Here is a 17,238-nt window from a genome sequence, read left to right as displayed (position 1 = left end):
CTGCAAGCAGTGATTCAATTACGCAACAATGTTCCGACGTCGACCCGACAGGTCAACGCCGCGCTATGGGTTCGATTACTTGCAAGGCCATCTTGCCTTTGTGCGAGCCGAGCTTGACCTTGAACGAAGGCACGCCATTGGCCCGCAGGACCAGCGACTCTGCCAGTTCGATCGGAATCACATCACCAGGCCGCATGTGCAGGATGTCGCGCAGCGGCAGTTGACGCTGGGCGATCGTGGTACTGAGCGGCACGTTGACGTCCAGCACGTCTTCCTTGAGTGCGTTGACCCAGCGCTCGTCCTGATCGTCCAGGTCCGACTGGAAACCGGCATCGAGCATTTCCCGAATCGGTTCGATCATCGAATACGGCATGGTCACGTGCAGATCGCCGCCACCACCGTCGAGTTCGATATGGAAGGTGGAGATGACCACGGCCTCGCTTGGGCCGACGATGTTGGCCATCGCCGGGTTCACTTCCGAGTTGATGTACTCGAAGTTCACTTCCATGATCGCCTGCCAGGCTTCCTTCAGGTCGATGAATGCCTGATCCAGCACCATCCGCACCACACGTAACTCGGTCGGCGTGAACTCGCGCCCTTCGATCTTGGCGTGACGACCGTCGCCGCCAAAGAAGTTGTCCACCAGTTTGAACACCAGCTTGGCGTCAAGGATGAACAACGCCGTACCGCGTAACGGTTTGATCTTGGCCAGGTTGAGGCTGGTGGGTACGTACAGCGAATGCACGTACTCACCGAACTTCATGACCTGCACACCACCCACCGCTACGTCGGCTGAGCGGCGCAGCAGGTTGAACATGCTGATGCGGGTGTAACGGGCAAATCGCTCGTTGATCATTTCCAGGGTCGGCATGCGCCCCCGGACGATCCGGTCCTGACTGGTCAGGTCGTAACTTTTGACGCTGCCAGGCTCTCCGGGGCTTTCGGTCGGGACCATACCATCGTCAACGCCATGCAACAGCGCGTCGATCTCATCCTGGGACAGCAGGTCTTGCACGGCCATGTCAGGGTCCTACTGCAATACAAAGTTGGTGAACAGCAACTGCTCGATCACAGTCTTGCCGAGTTCTTTTTGCGCCACTTCCTGAATGCTGGCGGTCGCCTTCTGGCGCAGCATTTCCTGGCCAATCGGCGAGGCCAGCGATTCGAAAGGGATGGCCGCGAACAGCATGACCAGATTGTTGCGAATCACCGGCATGTGAACCTTCAACGCCTCCATGTCGGCAGCATTACGCGACAGCATCGTGATGCTGACCTGCATGTAGCGCTGGCGGCCATTGGCGTTGAAGTTGACCACAAAGGCTGGCGTCAGCGGCTCGAAAACCGCCACAGGCTTGGCATTGGCTGCGGCCGCTGCGACTGCCGGGTCGGGCGCGCTTTCACTCTTGTGCATGATGAACCAGGTTGCGCCCACCGAAAGACCCACAGCGAGCAGCAATGCCACAACCGCTACGATAATGAGCTTGAGTTTGCCTTTGGAAGCGGGGTCTTTAACTTCTTCGCTCTTCGCCATGCCAATAATCCGTCACTATTCAAGGGGTCTTCAATACGTGACAGGGGAAGAGCAAGTGTTATGCCAGAGTTGTATCGAAGTGCGAGGATTGGACATAAACAGTTACCAGCAGCGGGCTTTCGCACCAGAGACGCAGCGATATTCGCGTCAGACACCTGTAATCAAGGCTGAAACTGCTTCTGTCCGAAGGGCGTGGGAGCTTTCGGAGGTCACGACGGCTGCGATGGGCTGCACAGCAGCCCCTGAGTGCATCTGATACACCGCGTTTGCAGGCCATGCTGCCGGGTCCCGGCAGTTCGCGGACAAGTCCGCTCCCACGGTTCGCTTCTGCCCGCAGGACGTGGGAGCTTTCGAAGGTTACGACGGCTGCGATGGGCTGCGCAGCAGCCCCCCCTTGAGTTGCATCTGGTCCACCGCTGCGTCAGAGAAATAGAGGCAGCGCTCTTACGCATCAGGCGTAGTAATCGATCTCGCTGGTGCCGATCACGCGGGCTGCGGGCTGGCTGACGGGAACGGTGGCATCGGCGATCGACGCGTCATCAGAACCCTCCCCAGAGCCCATGCCAACGCCACGGCCGCCACGCTGCGCACGGCTGGCCTGTTCCTGCGCCTGTTGCTGGGCTTGCTGTTGCGACTGATCCGAGACGTTCACATCAACCTGGCCCAGGCCCTGCTGGTTGAACGAGTCACGCAGGCGAGACATCTGGCTTTCGAGCGCATCACGTACGCTCACATGAGCGCTCATGAACGTCACTTGGGTCTGTTGATCCGGCGCCATATTGACGCGGATGTCCAGACGACCCAGTTCGGCCGGTTCCAGCTTGATTTCAGCCGACTTCAGGTTCTGGCTCGACAGGTACATCACACGGTCCACGATCCCTTCGGTCCAGCCACTTTGATGCATCGCCAACGGCTGATTCATCAATGGCGCTGCGGTTGGTGTCGCCGCCACTCTGGCGGGCTGAGCGGCCTGGCTCAACGCCGCCAGACGATCGGCAAAGTTATCGACACGGGTATCACCCGCTGCGCTCTTCACGTCTTTGAGGCCTTCACCGATCAGACCGCTGAAAGACTTGTCACTGCTTTCAGTGCTGCCGTCTTCGGTCAGCGACTGCTCCGTCGGCAGCGACAGGTTATTGGCGATATTCAGTGCCGGGTCCGCTTCAGCGTTAGTCGGCGTCGCCTTGCTGGCGGCTTGAGCATTCTGCGCGGCCAGTTGCGTTCTGGCGCTGGCATTTTCCAGCGCCAGTTGCACAGCCTCAAGGCCTTCCAACGGATCGGCCTCTGGATTGAAGGTTTTATCAGCGGGCACCGACGGCGCGGCTGTCGCTGCAGCGGCCACGTCGATGGCGGCCGGGGCCTTGGAATCAGGACTGACAGACTTCGCTACAGCAGGCGTTGGCGCAGACACGGGCGCTGTGGGGAGCTGCGCGGCCAATGCTTGCAAAGCGGGATCCAGCGCCGGATCAACGACTGTCACGGTCTCATCGCTGACCGGCGCATCGGTCGGTAAAGCAGACTGCGCGGCGGCGTTGTCCTCTTCACTGCCCCCAACCGGCTTTGCAGGCAAACCATTGCCGCTATCGGCAACGGTCGCAGGTTCGGCGGCGGCATCCTGACTGGCAGACGACTGATCCTTGCCGCTTGCGACTTTGTCCTTGTCAGGAGCGGCCTTATCACGGGCCGACTTTACGGGCGCATCATCACGTGCTGCAACGGTATCTTTTGCCTGCTTGGCATAGACGTTGGAGAAGCTGTAAGCCCCGTCTTTGCTGATGTCGGCAGGCTTGGCCGCATTACTGGTCACGCCGAGCCGCGTGGTCGCGGCGGCATTGGCCTGAAGAAGGGGGTTGGTGGCGAGGGGCATTTCGGTCTCCGCAAAAGCAGCTGGTTACCGAAGCAGAAAGCAAGATGCAGGCCAACCTGGAACCGGCAGCCTGATAGACGATAAAAGTGGAATCAACTGATGAAAAACTGGCGCTCGGCGTCGAACAGTCGGCGGATGGTGACGTACTCACTGTCGATCTTGCCGATCAGCTCTTCAAGCCCCGAGAGTTGCTGTTGACGGGCACGCTCTTCAAGCTGGTGACACAACTCGGAAAGACGCAACGCCCCCATGTTACTGCTACTGCCTTTGAAGCTGTGCGCGGCCAGACTCAAGGTTTCCAGGTCCAGCCCGTGAGGTTCAAGGGCCAGACGCAGCTGCGACAAACGCTGCTCGGAGTCCTTGAGAAAGATGTCCAGCAATGTCGGATATTCATCCTCCATCACTTCCTGCAAGGTACTCAACACGCTGTAATCCAGATGAACCGACACTTGCTCACTCCTTGATCAAGACTTCTGGGCGCGATTATGCCACTCACTCCCAGGAAAATTCCACGCAGGCGATCCTGCCATCCGCGGACCATCGAGCCTGTCGGCTCAATTCGCACACCAGCCGGATACCCCGACCGTACAGACCGTCGATTGCAGGTGCATGGTCAACCACCTGCTGAATATCGAAACCATTGCCACTGTCTTCCACACTGAGTGTCAGACGTCCGCCCTGCCCTTCAGGTTCAATGTGCAGGCTTAATCGGATGAATCCGGTCTGCAATTTTTCCAGGCGCTCGGCGCGCTGCTCATAGTAATGAGCGAACCCGGCCGCATCATGCTTGAGCGTCGAATCCAGCCCCAGTACGCCGTGCTCAAGAGCATTGCTGTACAACTCGCCCATCACCGCGTGCAGCACGCCACCCTGACTGCGCAGGCCGTGCACCTCCTGCAGCAACTGCAATACATAAGGCACGGGATTGAACCGTTTGAGTGTCGAGGCGCGAAATTCGAAACTGGCCGACCAGTCGAGTGGGCTCGATGCGCCACTGTCGGAATAGGTAAGGGCCGGCAACGGGTCGAGCGGCTCATCGATGACCGTGATTTCGAGCAGGCTGACGTCGTCTCGCGCCTTGCCACCGAAATCGTTCAGCGCTTCAAGAATTTCCTGAATCAACAACGCTGGCTGATCGTTGGCGGCCAGCACATCCCGCAGCCGCTGCACACCGAACAATTGCTCGCGACTGTCGCTGGTGTCGAGGACACCATCGGACAGCAGGAAAATGCGATCCCCCAAGGCGAGCGGATAGACGTCGGTACGCACCTCGAAAGCGTCCACGCTCAACACGCCCAAGGGCAGATGTCGAGACACCAGTGTCACGGGATCGCCTGCATCCGCCCGCAGCAGATAGCCGTCCGGCAACCCGCCGTTCCAGACTTCGACCTGCTGCTGCTTGAGATTGACGCACAACAGCGTGGCGCAGCAGAACATGTCGACCGGCAGGATGCGCTTGAGCTTGGCGTTCATCTCTCGCAGGATTTCAACCAGCCCGAACCCCTTGGCCGTCATGCCGTAAAACACCTCGGCCAGCGGCATCGCGCCCACTGCTGCCGGCAAACCATGCCCGGTGAAATCCCCGAGCAACACATGCATGTGCCCGGCCGGGGTGTAGGCCGCCAGCATCAGGTCCCCATTGAACAGCGCGTAAGGGGATTGCAAGTAACGGATATTCGCCGCCCCCAGGCACCCGGAATGCGCGACCTGATCGAACACGGCCTTGGCGACTCGTTGCTCATTCAGCAGGTATTCGTGGTGAGTGCTGATCAGGTCCCGCTGTTGCAGAACGGTTTCTTGCAACAGCCGCAGGCGATTCATCGCATTGATCTTGGCGGCCAGCACCTGAGTGTTGTAAGGCTTGGACACAAAGTCGTCACCGCCTGCATCCAGGCACCGCGCCAGTGCTTCACCCTCGGTCAGCGAGGTCAGGAAGATGATCGGCACCAGTGATTCGCCCGCCATCAGCTTGATTCGGCGCGCGGCCTCGAAACCGTCCATGAGCGGCATCATCGCGTCCATCAGCACCAGGTGTGGACGCTCGGCACTGAACATCGCGACCGCTTCCAGACCATTGGCCGCGCTGAGTACCCGGTGCCCTTGGCGGGCGATGATAGTGGACAGCAGCAACCGATCACTGGCGCTGTCATCGGCGATGAGGATGCACAAGCCTTTCGACGGAGGCTGCATCGATCAGCTCAACTGAAACAGCTTCGAAAAGTTGGAGATGGCGAGAATCTTGAAGACGTCTGCCGAGCAGTTGATCAGTCGCACCTTGGCTTTATCGCCCCCGGCGTGATCGCGCAGCAGCAGCAACATGCCGAGTGCGGAGCTGTCCAGGTAGTGGGTATCGCGCAGGTCCACGATGTAACTCAAGTCGCCGGACTGCCCTTCGTAGGCACCCCTAAATGCCTGGTGCGTGGCAAAGTCGAAGCGACCGGCAATGTACAAGGTCAGTTGTCGCCTATCGGGAGAAAGTTCGGACGTGACGGTCATAGGAATTCCTGAAATGTTTCATCGCCGAGACAGTGTGAGCGTAGACCAGACTGACTGGATGCTTCGTCAAAAATCAAAATTGTTCGTGGCGAGGCAAGCGCTGGGATAACTCATCCAGCAACTTCTGCTCACGCTTGTCTTCCAGCTTTCGAGCCTCATCCATGTAGCGCTGGACCAGTTTGCGCAGCCCCTCGACACGCGCATAGGCTTCCTGCCAGGAACCACGTGCCTTATCAAGGTTGATCTTGTGCCACTCAAGGCTCTTGTACTGTTGAGCGACGGCCACATCGAGTTGACTCAAGAAGCGCTGATAGCCCAGCAACCATTGACCGGAAACGCCGGAGCTGCCGCGCTGCAACCATTGCTGCTGATAGTCCTGGCGAAACTGATCCAGCTCCTGCAGCTTGTTGTTGGCCAGATTGACCTGCCCCTGAAAATGCCCGAGACGCTGAGCGGCCGAACGCTCGGCCGCTTCCGCCATCTCCACCACTGGCGCCAGGCGCGCCGCTCGACTCTGGGCCATGAGCTATCAGCCGCCCTGCGCCGGTCCGAACACGGACGCCAACGCGTCGCCACTGGCTTGCATGCTTTCATTGTCACGCAGACCTTGACGCTGATAGCGCACCAGCATCGGGTGCAGGGCGATGGCCATGTCGGTTTCCCGATCACCACCGGCCACATAAGCACCCACGCTGATCAAATCGCGGGTTTGCTGATAGCGCGACCACAATTGTTTGAAATGTTGCGCCCGCGCCATGTGCTCAGGCGTCACCACAGACGGCATGACCCGGCTGATCGAGGCTTCGATGTCGATGGCCGGGTAATGCCCCTCTTCAGCCAGACGTCGTGAAAGCACGATGTGCCCGTCGAGTACACCCCGCGCGGAGTCGGCAATCGGATCCTGCTGGTCATCGCCTTCGGACAAAACGGTGTAGAACGCCGTGATGGAGCCACCACCGGCTTCGGCGTTACCGGCACGCTCTACCAGCTTGGGCAAACGGGCAAACACCGAAGGCGGATAGCCTTTGGTCGCTGGTGGCTCACCGATGGCCAAAGCGATTTCCCGCTGAGCCTGGGCGAAACGGGTCAGGGAATCCATCAGTAACAGGACGTTCTTGCCCTGATCCCGAAAATATTCGGCGATACGCGTGCAATACATGGCCGCACGCAGGCGCATCAGAGGGGCATCGTCTGCGGGAGAGGCGACGACCACTGAACGCTTGAGGCCTTCTTCACCCAGAATGTGTTCGATGAATTCCTTCACCTCACGGCCCCGCTCACCAATCAGGCCGACCACGATGATGTCTGCCTCGGTGAAACGCGTCATCATGCCGAGCAGCACACTCTTGCCCACGCCCGTACCGGCAAACAGCCCGAGACGCTGACCGCGACCGACCGTCAATAAACCGTTGATGCAGCGAATGCCGACGTCCAGCGGCTGACTGATAGGGTCACGCTTGAGCGGGTTGATGGCCGGACCGTCCATCGGCACCCAGTCTTCAGCCTTGATCGGCGGCCGTCCGTCCAGCGGGCGGCCTGCGCCATCCAGCACACGCCCCAGCATGCTCATGCCCATCGGCAGGCGACCGGCGTCAGCCAGCGGCACCACACGGGCGCCGGGCGCAATGCCCGCAACGCTGCCGACCGGCATCAGAAACACCTTGCCGCCAGAAAAGCCCATCACCTCGGCTTCGACTTCCACCGGATGATGGCTGTCGTCGTTGATCACCACGCAACGACTGCCCATTGCTGCGCGCAAGCCTTCGGCTTCCAGCGTCAGCCCGACCATGCGCAGCAGACGCCCTTCCACGACCGGCTGGGCAGGCAGGCTGATAGCGCTTGCGTAAGCACCCAGGCGCTTGCCGAAACTGGTGCGTTCAAGGCGCATCGAGGCTGTCCATATTGGAGGTGACGGTTTTTGACGCGGCCGCAGGCGACACGTCCAGCTCGACGCTGACATCGGCCGGTGCAGGGTGCGTCACTTGCTCATGCAACTGGTCATGCATTTTCGAGATCGCCAGGGCGATACGCGTTTCGACGCTGGCGTCGATACGGCTGTGCTCGGTCTCGATGCGGCATCCGCCCGGAAGCAATGTGTCGTCTTCGAGAATTTTCCAAGACTCCTCATGACGCTCTCGCATGGCTTTGACCAATGCGAAGTCCTGAGGATTGATGAAGATACGCAGGTTGTTGGCACCCATTGGCAACAGCTTCAAGGCGTCACGCAACACGTGAGTGATTTGCGCAGAGTCGGTTGTCAGCTCACGCTGAATCACTTGGCGAGCGATGTGCTCGACCAAGTGAATGACCGCCTTTTCGATCTGCGTATCCTGCTCGGCAATCGGTGACAGCAGGCTGGTCATGAGCGTTTCCAGGCTGGCGATCTTGCCTGCCAACGCCACTTCCGCTTCTTGTCGGACCTTGAGCTGAGTGCTGTGAAAACCCTCTTTTTCGCCCGTGGCGAAACCCTCGTTCCAGGCTTCCTGACGAATGCTTTCCAGCTCTTCCAGGGTCAGCGGCTGGACTTCCTCCAGCGGCACTTCTTCCATCTCGGCCGGTTCATCGAACGGTTCAGGCTCGGGTTCCGGCTCAGGCTCCACGTGCGGGTCGAAACTGGGCAGTGACCAGAGATCAACGCCGCCGACATCCTTGGCGCGAATGAGGTCGCTGGCCGATTCTTTATTGGAACTGGACATGAGTCGGCTGAATCCTTAGATCATTTCCTCGCCACCCTTGCCACCGAGCACGATTTCGCCGGCTTCGGCCATACGACGCGCAATGGTGAGGATTTCTTTCTGGGCAGTTTCCACATCGCTGACACGCACCGGACCCTTGGCTTCCAGGTCGTCGCGCAACAGTTCTGCGGCTCGCTTGGACATGTTCTTGAAGATTTTTTCCTTGATCGCCTCGTCCGACCCCTTGAGCGCCAGCACCAGCACGTCCGAAGACACTTCGCGCAACAGCGCCTGGATGCCGCGGTCGTCCACATCGGAGAGGTTGTTGAAGACGAACATGAGGTCTTCGATCTGCACGGAAAGGTCTTCGTCGACCTCGCGAATCGAATCCATGAGCGCGCCTTCGATGGAGCTGTCGAGGAAGTTCATGATGTCGGCCGCACGCTTGATACCACCCAACGTGGTACGTGACGTGTTGGCGTTACCGGAGAACTGCTTCTCGAGAATCTGGTTGAGCTCTTTAAGGGCTGCAGGTTGTACGGTATTGAGCGACGAGACGCGCAGAATGATGTCCAGACGGACCTTGTGGTCGAAATGCCCGAGCACTTCACCGGCCTGGTCAGCGTCCAGATACGCCACTACGATGGCCTGGATCTGTGGGTGTTCGAAGCGAATCACGTCGGCAACGGCGCGCGGCTCCATCCACTTGAGGCTGTCCAGACCGCTGGTATTGCCACCGAGCAGGATGCGGTCGATCAGGCCGTTGGCCTTGTCTTCGCCCAGCGCCTGGGTGAGCATTTTGCGAATGTAACCGTCGGAGCCGACACCCAGACTGGTCTGGTCGCCCACGATATCGACGAATTCGCTCATCACTTCTTCGACCTGCTCGCGATGCACGTTGCGCATCTGAGCCATCGCCACGCCCACTTTCTGTACTTCCTTGGGGCCCATGTGGCGCAATACCTGCGCCGCATCGGTCTCACCCAAAGAAAGCAGCAGCACGGCGGCCTTCTCGACTTTGCTCAGTTTGGCTACGAGGGCTCGATCATTCATCAGTGTTAATCCACTCTTTCACGACCTGGGCCACACGACCCGGATCTTCAGCCACCAGGCTCTTGATTGCGTTCAGCTGTGCGTCATAACCTTCGGTTGGGCTAGGCAGCAGAATACTTTGCGGACCACCCAGGCTGACACGATCGTTGGACAGTTCGCCATCCAGGCCGCCCATGCCACCCAGCTCCGCGTCGCCACCGAAACCGGCCAGCTCGCGGCTCTTGCCGGTGGTGATGTTGTTCAGCACCGGACGCAGCACGCCGAAAACCAGAATCAGGATGAAGATCACACCCACAGCCTGTTTGACGATGTCCCAGAACCAGGGCTGCGAGTAGAACGAAGCCTCGGGCAGCACTTCGGCACGCTCGCTGGAGAACGGTACGTTGATCACGCTGACACTGTCGCCACGGCTGGCGTCGAAGCCGACCGCGTCTTGCACCAGACGCGTGAAACGAGCCAGATCGGCAGCACTCCACGGCGCACGGCTCACTTCACCGTTGGCGGCGTTGGTCTTGACCATGTCGTCCACCACCACGGCAACCGACAGGCGCGTCAAACGGCCCTGCTGCTGCTTGGTGTGGCTGATGGAACGGTCGAGTTCGAAGTTCTTGGTGGACTGCACACGCTTGTCAGCCGGATATGGCGCCAAGGCAGGCTGCCCGGTAGCCGGATCCATGATCTGTTGGCCGTTGGCATCCAGCAGCGGTTGACCCGGAGCGATAGCGGCTGCAGCTGCGCCAGCAGCACCAGCGGTCTGAGGCGCGGTCGCAGGGCCTGGCGGCTGGTTGCTCAACGCACCCGGAACGCCTTGCGGACCCGAACTGCTGGAACGCTGTTCATTGACCGACTGCTCACTGCGCAGCGCAGGCTGATCGGGGTTGAAGCTTTCGGCAGTCGACTCGACAGCGCTGAAATCCACCACGGCCGACACTTCGGCCTTGTAGCGATCAGAGCCCAGAATCGGCTGCAGGATGTTCTGTACACGCTGAGTCAGCATGCCTTCCATGCGGCGGCTGTAATCGAACTGCTTGCCCGCCATCGTCAGCTCGGAGTTCTCGGCCTGATCGGAGAGCAACGCGCCCTTCTGGTCCACGACCGTGATCTGCGATTTGCTCAATTCCGGAACGCTGGTTGCTACCAGGTTAATGATCGCCGTGACCTGACTTGGCTCTAGCGAGCGACCGGCGTACAGCTCCACCAGTACCGAGGCACTTGGCTTGCGGTCGTCACGAACGAACACCGAGCTTTTTGGAATCGCCAGGTGTACGCGAGCACCCTTGACGTTGTTCAAGGCGGAAATGGTACGCGCAAGCTCACCTTCAAGACCACGGCGATAGCGCGTGGCCTCCATGAACTGACTGGTGCCCAGACCCTGATCCTTGTCCAGGATCTCGAAACCGACGTTGGCATCGGTCTGCACAACGCCGGCCTGAGCCAACTGAATGCGCGCACGCTGCACGTCATCGGCCTTGACCAGCAGAGCGCCGGAGTTGGGCTCCACGGTGTAGTTGATGTTCGCCGCCGTCAGGGTGTCCATGATCTGCTTGCTGTCCATGCCAGCAAGGCTGCCGTACAACGGACGATAGTCAGGCTGTTGCGACCACAGCACCACGGCAAAGCCAATGGCCACGCTTGCGGCCAGACCGACCATGAGGCCGATCTGACGCAGCATGGTCATTTCAGAAAGGTTTTCCAGAAACGAGAGCCCGAACAACGGTTTCTTGTCGGAGGCGCCCGCTCTTGCTGGAACAGGATCGGCTGTTGCTTCGGCCATGACTCAGTACGTCCCTTAAACCGGCATCTGCATGATGTCTTGATAAGCCTGGACCAGTTTGTTACGCACCTGGGTCAAGGCCTGAAACGACACGCTGGCTTTCTGCGAAGAAATCATGACGTCTGTCAGATCGACGCCACTCTTGCCGATCTCAAAGGCGTTGGCCAACTGGCTGGAAGCCTGCTGGGTGGACGCGACCTTGTTGACGGCCTGGCCAAGCATGTCGGCAAAACTGCTGGCGCCTGCTTCCTGAGGACCGGACACAGGTTTGGGTGCAGCCATCGCATCCATCTGCATGGCCCGCATATCCAACATCAAGCGATTAAATTCAACACCTTGGCTCATGGACGTTTTCTCTCGTAAGGCCCGCAAATTTTTGACACTGATTCAGCGGATACAGATGACTTAGCAACAACGGTGCCAGCTAGATGGCGGCAATATGCCACACCACTTTCGATTCTCATGTCGTATGACATGACATCGCCGCCAGAACCCCCGCAGAGCGAGGCTTACGAGCCTTCCCTGGTATATTGCCGATACGGTAAATCGGGTAAAACAGATCAGACCATCGGTCTGCTGACCATCCGCCTGTGGCAGTCAGGTCGCAAACAGATAGCCTTCCACATCCATGCCGGCGTCACGCATCTGCGCCAGCTTGTAACGCAACGTTCGCGGACTGATGCCCAGCCGCTCGGCTGCTTCCTTGCGACGACCGCGCTCGGCGCGCAGCGTATCGATGATCATCTGAAATTCACGGCGCCTAAGGTCATCACCCAGCGCGCCCGCAGACTCTGAGCCCCCGGCCACCGGCGCATTATCCGCCACCAACGTGACAGGCGTAGGCTGCGCGGGTGCCTGAACCGCAGGAGAAGGCACGCTTCCCACCGGCCCGGCAAGACAGAAATCCTGGGCTTGAATCACACCCCCTTGCTGCAGAATCAAGGCGCGCTGGACCGCATTGTCCAGTTCACGCACATTACCCGGCCACGGATAACTGATCAGACACGCCTGCGCGTCCGCTGACAGGCGCACAGGTGCGTGCTTCATTTTATTGACGTGCTTGGCCAGAAGACGCTCAGCCAGCGGCAAAATATCGGCAGTCCTTTGACGCAGTGCCTGCCAAGCCAACGGAAATACCGAAAGCCGATAAAACAGGTCTTCACGGAAACGCCCCGCCGCCACTTCGCCCGCCAGATCACGGTTGGTGGTGGCCAGCACACGGATGTCCAGAATAATGGGCTTACGCGCCCCGACCCGCTCTACTTCACGCTCCTGAAGCACCCGCAGCAGCTTGGCCTGCAGGCCCATCGGCATCTCTGAAATCTCATCAAGCAAAATCGTGCCACCGTCGGCCTGTTCGAATTTGCCTGCCTGAGCCGCAATTGCACCCGTGAACGAGCCTTTCTCATGACCGAACAACGTCGCCTCAAGCATGTTGTCCGGGATCGCCGCGCAGTTGATCGCAATAAAAGGCTTATCGGCACGCGGCGAGTTTTGATGAATGAATCTGGCCAGCACTTCCTTGCCGGTCCCCGACTCGCCGGAAATAAGCACGGTGGAGTCGCTTTTCGCCACACGACTGGCCAAGTTGAGCAATTGAATGCTGGCGGGCTCTACCGCAATCGGGCCTTCTCCCTCGGCCGGCCCCAGACGCCCCAGTGCGTGGCGTGCAACCAGCGCCAGCAATGCCTTGGGCTCGAAAGGCTTGACCAGATAATCGGCGGCGCCTTGGCGCATGGCATCGACGGCGCGCTCGACAGCACCGTGCGCGGTCATGAGCAGCACCGGCAGTTGCGGATGACGTTGACGCAGCAGCGCCAGCAACTGGTGACCGTCCATGCCCGGCATGTTCACATCACTGATCACCAGGCTGAACGGCTCGGACTCGACCGTCAGCAATGCCTCTTCGGCGGAACCGACGGCACTGTAGCCGTAACCCGCCAGCTCCAGCGTTTCACCCAAGGCTTCACGCAACGAACGGTCGTCTTCGACCAACAACACCTTGATCGACATCAGCTGTCACTCACTGAGCTGGCGGCGGGAATCAAGGGCAGGCTGACGATGGCACAGGTGCCGCGCCCGACACGCGAGCGGTACTGCACATCACCCTGATGAGCACGGGTGACCGCAGTGACCACCGCAAGGCCAAGGCCGGTGCCGGTGGTCTTGGTAGTAAAGAAAGGCTCACCGATGCGCGACAGAGCCGCCTTATCCATGCCGCTGCCGTTGTCGCTGAAACACAGCCGCAGCGTATTGCCGCGACTGTAAACGTGTATTTTCAAGCGCGTGTGGCCCGCGCTGGCCTGCACAGCGTTTTCGACCAGATTCAGCAATGCGCCCACCAGGGTATCGCGGTTGCACAGCAATTCGCCCTGAACGCTGTCGCACTGCCAGCGCACCGCAACACCTTGCAGATGAGTCGCTGCGGCATTTTGCAGTGCCTGAAACAGCGCACCCGGTGCAATCCGGTCAGTCAGGGGTAGCTCGCCACGGGCAAACACCAGCATGTCGCGTACCTGATGCTCAAGCTCATGCAGGCGCTCTTTGAGCCGGCCAGCGAAACGCTGCTGAGTTTCCACCGGCAATTGCTGTTCGGTCAGGTGGCTGGCGTAAATCATCGCCGCCGACAACGGCGTGCGAATCTGATGCGCCAGAGAAGCGACCATCCGCCCCAGGGACGACAACCGCTCATGGCGGGACAACTGCTCCTGCAGGCGGCGGGTTTCAGTCAGGTCATTGAGCAACACCAGCTGACCGGGCTCGGCATCCAGCGAACGGGTGGAAATTGACAGGCGACGTCCGTCCTTCAGGGAGATTTCATGACCATCGTCTTCACGTGGAGCAAAGCAACGGCTGATCACATGTCGCCACAGCATGCCCAGCAATGGCTGGCCCAAGAGGTCGATTGCCGCAGGATTGGCCTCGCGAACCACGCCCATGCCGTCGATGACGATAACGCCACCCGGCAACAGGTCGAGCAGGTTCTGAAGACGATTGGCCAGCCGCTCTTTTTCCGCCAACTCATGAAGCCGCTGCACAGCGGCCTGGGCCAGCTCACCCTTGAGTTCAGTCACGCGCGCTTCCAGCAATCCGTAGGAATCGGTCAGTTGCGCCGACATCTGGTTGAACAGCGAAAACGCTTGCTCCAACCCCTGACGACTCTCCAGTTCCAAAGGAGGAAGCGCCCGTACAGACAGAGTGGAAGCGATGTGAGCGGCGTTGGACATAAATCATCTCTCGCGTGGCGGACCGTCATTAAACGGTGTGTTACGAGAGACTTTGCAATCCGCGTGCCGAAAAAAAACCCCTGAAAATTCAGGGGCTTGATTTTTGGCACGTTGAACAAGCGTCAATCCTCCGCCTGTTCATCACCTTCACGACGGCTCATACCGTACTTGCGCATCTTTTCGACCAGTGTCGTGCGGCGGATGCGCAGACGTTCGGCCGCACGGGCAACGATGCCGTTGGCATCATCCAGCGCCTGCTGAATCAAGCCTTGTTCGAGGCCACCCAAATAGTCTTTGAGGTCCAGCCCCTCTGGCGGCAGCAACGCACCGGATGCGAAGTTCGGCGTGTGCCCATTGATGGCGACACGCTCTTCGATATCACTGCGCAGACTGTCGACCATTTGCTCGTCTTCATCGTCAACGTAGCGAAACTTCTTCGGCAGCTCGGCGACCCCGATCACCCCATAGGGATGCATGATCGCCATACGCTCGACCAGGTTGGCGAGTTCGCGCACATTGCCCGGAAACGCATGGCGACACAACGACATGATGGCCGCGGAATTGAAACGGATAGAGCCGCGCTTTTCATGCTCCATACGCGAGATCAGTTCGTTCATAAGCAACGGAATGTCTTCCACACGTTCACGCAGCGGAGCCATTTCGATCGGGAACACGTTCAGACGGTAATAAAGGTCTTCACGGAAGCTGCCCAGCTCGATCATGCTCTCGAGATTCTTGTGCGTCGCTGCAATGATGCGCACATCGATGCTCTGTGTTTTGTTGCTGCCTACGCGCTCAAATGTGCGCTCCTGCAGCACACGCAACAGTTTGACCTGCATTGGCAACGGCATATCGCCGATTTCGTCGAGAAACAGAGTGCCGCCGTTAGCCAGTTCGAACCGGCCGGCACGGCTGGTAATCGCACCGGTAAAGGCGCCCTTCTCATGCCCGAACAGTTCGCTCTCCAGCAACTCGGCCGGAATCGCGCCGCAGTTGACGGGCACGAACGGCGCATCACGGCGCTTGGAATGGTAATGCAGGTTGCGCGCAACGACTTCCTTGCCGGTGCCCGACTCGCCCAGGATCAGAACGCTGGCATCGGTATCGGCCACCTGCTGCATCATCTGGCGCACGTGCTGAATCGCACGGCTGGTACCAACCAGGCTCCGGAACAGATTGGGTTCGCGGTGACGACCCCGTTCGCGGGCCTGATCGTACATCTCACGATAGACCTGGGCGCGGTGCAGAGAGTCGAGCAGTTTGCTGTAGCTGGGCGGCATTTCCAGTGCAGACAAAACGCGTCTGCGCATGTCTTCCGGAAGCTCTACGGAAGAACTTTCGCCCAAAAGCAAAACGGGAAGGAACTCATCCCATGCAGCGATGGTCTTAAGCAGTCCTTGAAGGCTGCCCGGGGCGTTTACGTTGCCGATCAGCACGCAAAGCACTTCCCGCGTAGACCCTAACGAGCCTACGACCTGTTGCCAGTCTTGACTGGAACAGGAAAGATTTTCTTCGCCAAGGAAGTTCAGGATAACCGCCAGATCCCGGCGGCGCTGGCTATCGTCATCGATTAGCAGAATCTTGATTTCACGCCACATGCAATAGCAACTTCCCTAGTCAACTCAATGCCCATGATTGGGGGGCAGCTTGGCTGCTCAGTCGTTATAAACGTTGAGACGCCAGAAAATAGTAAACATCACTAGTTAAGTCAAAAAAACGAACACAGTCAAATTTATGGCGAACTTCTTGTCGGATAATTAAACCGACAAATAAAAGCTAGCCGAAGAGATGATAGACCTTCGTTGCGTTTTTAGCATTCTGGATTTGTGCCATTTCATCGACGATTGCTTGACGTTCGCCGGTTGCAACGTCAATCAACTGCCGATAGACCCCCAAAAGCGCCTCCAGATTACTGCGCAGCCCCGCATCGTCTTCAGGAGCGTCACTGACCACAGCCTCCATGCATTCACGACATGCCTGGTCAAGCTTGCCGATCGCTTCCCAGTCGCGTTCGGCCAATGCCCCGACCAAGGCTTCACGGGTTTCTTCGATACGCTTGAGTGCAACACTCATGATGTTCGTCTCCTCAGGACAGCAAAAACCTTATTGCACAGCACCGATGGCATCCCAACCTTCCTTGACCGTAATCAGGAGGCCTGCGACTTCATCCAGCATCTTTTGATCGTTGCGCGCATTGGCTTCCACCAGCCGCTTCATCATATAGCTGTACAGGCTGTCCTGCCTGACCAGCGCTTCAGACGGCTCGTTTTCCAGATCAAGACCCTCACGCAGGCCTCCCACGATACCAATGGCCTTGCTGATGAACACGCCCTTGTTGGCGATGTCCTTGCGAGCCATCGCACCCTTTGCCTGGGCGATGCGATCCAGACCGCCCTCCATCAACATCTGAACCAGACGGTGGGGGCTTGCTTCCGAGGTCTGAGCCTGGGAACCAATTTTCTGATACTGCCGCAACGCTAACATCGGATTCATAGGGGGACCTCGTGATAAATCCAGAACACTTATAGTCAAGCTATCGACGCGGCGCGAAAAAACTTTAGCCCAAAAACAACAACCCGACACAGGGTCGGGTTGTTGGCAAGCACAATAATCGG

The 17,238-nt window shown here is 58.9% G+C and carries 17 protein-coding genes; all 17 read right to left on the bottom strand.

Going from position 1 to position 17,238, the window contains the following annotated elements; all coding sequences use genetic code 11:
* Positions 1-52: 52 nt before the first annotated feature.
* Positions 53-1,021: a flagellar motor switch protein FliM gene (gene fliM, locus ALP40_RS15765; RefSeq protein WP_122209158.1), complete on the bottom strand. Its 969-nt coding sequence runs from the start codon at positions 1,019-1,021 to the stop codon at positions 53-55.
* 9 nt (positions 1,022-1,030) lie between these two features.
* Positions 1,031-1,531: a flagellar basal body-associated protein FliL gene (gene fliL, locus ALP40_RS15760; RefSeq protein WP_122209157.1), complete on the bottom strand. Its 501-nt coding sequence runs from the start codon at positions 1,529-1,531 to the stop codon at positions 1,031-1,033.
* A gap of 451 nt (positions 1,532-1,982) precedes the next feature.
* On the bottom strand, positions 1,983-3,398 hold the full coding sequence (locus tag ALP40_RS15755; RefSeq protein ID WP_122209156.1) for a flagellar hook-length control protein FliK: 1,416 nt from the start codon (positions 3,396-3,398) through the stop codon (positions 1,983-1,985).
* 92 nt (positions 3,399-3,490) lie between these two features.
* The gene (locus tag ALP40_RS15750; RefSeq protein WP_122209155.1) at positions 3,491-3,847 is read right to left on the bottom strand and encodes an Hpt domain-containing protein; all 357 of its coding nucleotides are present in this window, start codon (positions 3,845-3,847) and stop codon (positions 3,491-3,493) included.
* A 43-nt stretch (positions 3,848-3,890) separates the two neighbouring features.
* On the bottom strand, positions 3,891-5,588 hold the full coding sequence (locus tag ALP40_RS15745) for a fused response regulator/phosphatase (protein ID WP_122209154.1): 1,698 nt from the start codon (positions 5,586-5,588) through the stop codon (positions 3,891-3,893).
* A gap of 3 nt (positions 5,589-5,591) precedes the next feature.
* Positions 5,592-5,894 (bottom strand): STAS domain-containing protein, encoded by a 303-nt coding sequence (locus tag ALP40_RS15740; protein WP_122209153.1) that lies wholly within the window; start codon positions 5,892-5,894, stop codon positions 5,592-5,594.
* 73 nt (positions 5,895-5,967) lie between these two features.
* Positions 5,968-6,417 carry a flagellar export protein FliJ gene (gene fliJ, locus ALP40_RS15735; RefSeq protein WP_122209152.1) on the bottom strand — a complete coding sequence of 150 codons (450 nt, stop codon included), beginning with the start codon at positions 6,415-6,417 and terminating at the stop codon, positions 5,968-5,970.
* A 6-nt stretch (positions 6,418-6,423) separates the two neighbouring features.
* Positions 6,424-7,782: a flagellar protein export ATPase FliI gene (fliI, locus tag ALP40_RS15730; protein WP_122209151.1), complete on the bottom strand. Its 1,359-nt coding sequence runs from the start codon at positions 7,780-7,782 to the stop codon at positions 6,424-6,426.
* On the bottom strand, positions 7,772-8,590 hold the full coding sequence (gene fliH / locus ALP40_RS15725; RefSeq protein WP_122209150.1) for a flagellar assembly protein FliH: 819 nt from the start codon (positions 8,588-8,590) through the stop codon (positions 7,772-7,774). Before fliH ends, fliI begins: the two co-directional genes overlap by 11 nt.
* Positions 8,591-8,605: 15 nt before the next feature.
* Positions 8,606-9,622, bottom strand: a complete 1,017-nt coding sequence (fliG, locus tag ALP40_RS15720) for a flagellar motor switch protein FliG (RefSeq protein WP_004880752.1) — start codon at positions 9,620-9,622, stop codon at positions 8,606-8,608.
* Positions 9,615-11,396: a flagellar basal-body MS-ring/collar protein FliF gene (fliF, locus tag ALP40_RS15715; RefSeq protein ID WP_122209149.1), complete on the bottom strand. Its 1,782-nt coding sequence runs from the start codon at positions 11,394-11,396 to the stop codon at positions 9,615-9,617. The genes fliG and fliF overlap by 8 nt, the downstream gene beginning before the upstream one ends.
* Before the next feature lie 15 nt (positions 11,397-11,411).
* Positions 11,412-11,741, bottom strand: a complete 330-nt coding sequence (gene fliE, locus ALP40_RS15710) for a flagellar hook-basal body complex protein FliE (RefSeq protein WP_122209148.1) — start codon at positions 11,739-11,741, stop codon at positions 11,412-11,414.
* Positions 11,742-11,993: 252 nt separating this feature from the next.
* Entirely contained in the window at positions 11,994-13,409 is a 1,416-nt protein-coding gene (locus tag ALP40_RS15705) for a sigma-54 dependent transcriptional regulator (RefSeq protein ID WP_122209147.1), read from the bottom strand.
* Entirely contained in the window at positions 13,409-14,623 is a 1,215-nt protein-coding gene (locus ALP40_RS15700) for a PAS domain-containing sensor histidine kinase (protein WP_258198093.1), read from the bottom strand. The genes ALP40_RS15705 and ALP40_RS15700 overlap by 1 nt, the downstream gene beginning before the upstream one ends.
* Positions 14,624-14,745: 122 nt before the next feature.
* Entirely contained in the window at positions 14,746-16,221 is a 1,476-nt protein-coding gene (fleQ, locus tag ALP40_RS15695) for a transcriptional regulator FleQ (RefSeq protein WP_122209146.1), read from the bottom strand.
* A gap of 178 nt (positions 16,222-16,399) precedes the next feature.
* Complete coding sequence (gene fliT, locus ALP40_RS15690; protein WP_122209145.1) at positions 16,400-16,696, bottom strand: flagellar protein FliT; 297 nt, start codon at positions 16,694-16,696, stop codon at positions 16,400-16,402.
* Between the two features lie 30 nt (positions 16,697-16,726).
* Positions 16,727-17,116 (bottom strand): flagellar export chaperone FliS, encoded by a 390-nt coding sequence (gene fliS / locus ALP40_RS15685; RefSeq protein ID WP_122209144.1) that lies wholly within the window; start codon positions 17,114-17,116, stop codon positions 16,727-16,729.
* Positions 17,117-17,238 lie beyond the last annotated feature (122 nt).

The organism is Pseudomonas viridiflava (genome assembly GCF_003702045.1).
Taxonomy (GTDB): domain Bacteria; phylum Pseudomonadota; class Gammaproteobacteria; order Pseudomonadales; family Pseudomonadaceae; genus Aquipseudomonas; species Aquipseudomonas viridiflava_C.
This window is presented reverse-complemented; position numbering and strand designations above follow the sequence as displayed.

What these genes read in the sequence shown, in the direction of transcription:
- fliM (WP_122209158.1), bottom strand. Translation starts at nt 1,021, where the DNA reads ATGGCCGTGCAAGACCTGCTGTCCCAGGATGAGATCGACGCGCTGTTG.
- fliL (WP_122209157.1), bottom strand. Translation starts at nt 1,531, where the DNA reads ATGGCGAAGAGCGAAGAAGTTAAAGACCCCGCTTCCAAAGGCAAACTC.
- ALP40_RS15755 (WP_122209156.1), bottom strand. Translation starts at nt 3,398, where the DNA reads ATGCCCCTCGCCACCAACCCCCTTCTTCAGGCCAATGCCGCCGCGACC.
- ALP40_RS15745 (WP_122209154.1), bottom strand. Translation starts at nt 5,588, where the DNA reads ATGCAGCCTCCGTCGAAAGGCTTGTGCATCCTCATCGCCGATGACAGC.
- ALP40_RS15740 (WP_122209153.1), bottom strand. Translation starts at nt 5,894, where the DNA reads ATGACCGTCACGTCCGAACTTTCTCCCGATAGGCGACAACTGACCTTG.
- fliJ (WP_122209152.1), bottom strand. Translation starts at nt 6,417, where the DNA reads ATGGCCCAGAGTCGAGCGGCGCGCCTGGCGCCAGTGGTGGAGATGGCG.
- fliI (WP_122209151.1), bottom strand. Translation starts at nt 7,782, where the DNA reads ATGCGCCTTGAACGCACCAGTTTCGGCAAGCGCCTGGGTGCTTACGCA.
- fliH (WP_122209150.1), bottom strand. Translation starts at nt 8,590, where the DNA reads ATGTCCAGTTCCAATAAAGAATCGGCCAGCGACCTCATTCGCGCCAAG.
- fliG (WP_004880752.1), bottom strand. Translation starts at nt 9,622, where the DNA reads ATGAATGATCGAGCCCTCGTAGCCAAACTGAGCAAAGTCGAGAAGGCC.
- fliF (WP_122209149.1), bottom strand. Translation starts at nt 11,396, where the DNA reads ATGGCCGAAGCAACAGCCGATCCTGTTCCAGCAAGAGCGGGCGCCTCC.
- fliE (WP_122209148.1), bottom strand. Translation starts at nt 11,741, where the DNA reads ATGAGCCAAGGTGTTGAATTTAATCGCTTGATGTTGGATATGCGGGCC.
- ALP40_RS15705 (WP_122209147.1), bottom strand. Translation starts at nt 13,409, where the DNA reads ATGTCGATCAAGGTGTTGTTGGTCGAAGACGACCGTTCGTTGCGTGAA.
- ALP40_RS15700 (WP_258198093.1), bottom strand. Translation starts at nt 14,623, where the DNA reads ATGTCCAACGCCGCTCACATCGCTTCCACTCTGTCTGTACGGGCGCTT.
- fleQ (WP_122209146.1), bottom strand. Translation starts at nt 16,221, where the DNA reads ATGTGGCGTGAAATCAAGATTCTGCTAATCGATGACGATAGCCAGCGC.
- fliT (WP_122209145.1), bottom strand. Translation starts at nt 16,696, where the DNA reads ATGAGTGTTGCACTCAAGCGTATCGAAGAAACCCGTGAAGCCTTGGTC.
- fliS (WP_122209144.1), bottom strand. Translation starts at nt 17,116, where the DNA reads ATGAATCCGATGTTAGCGTTGCGGCAGTATCAGAAAATTGGTTCCCAG.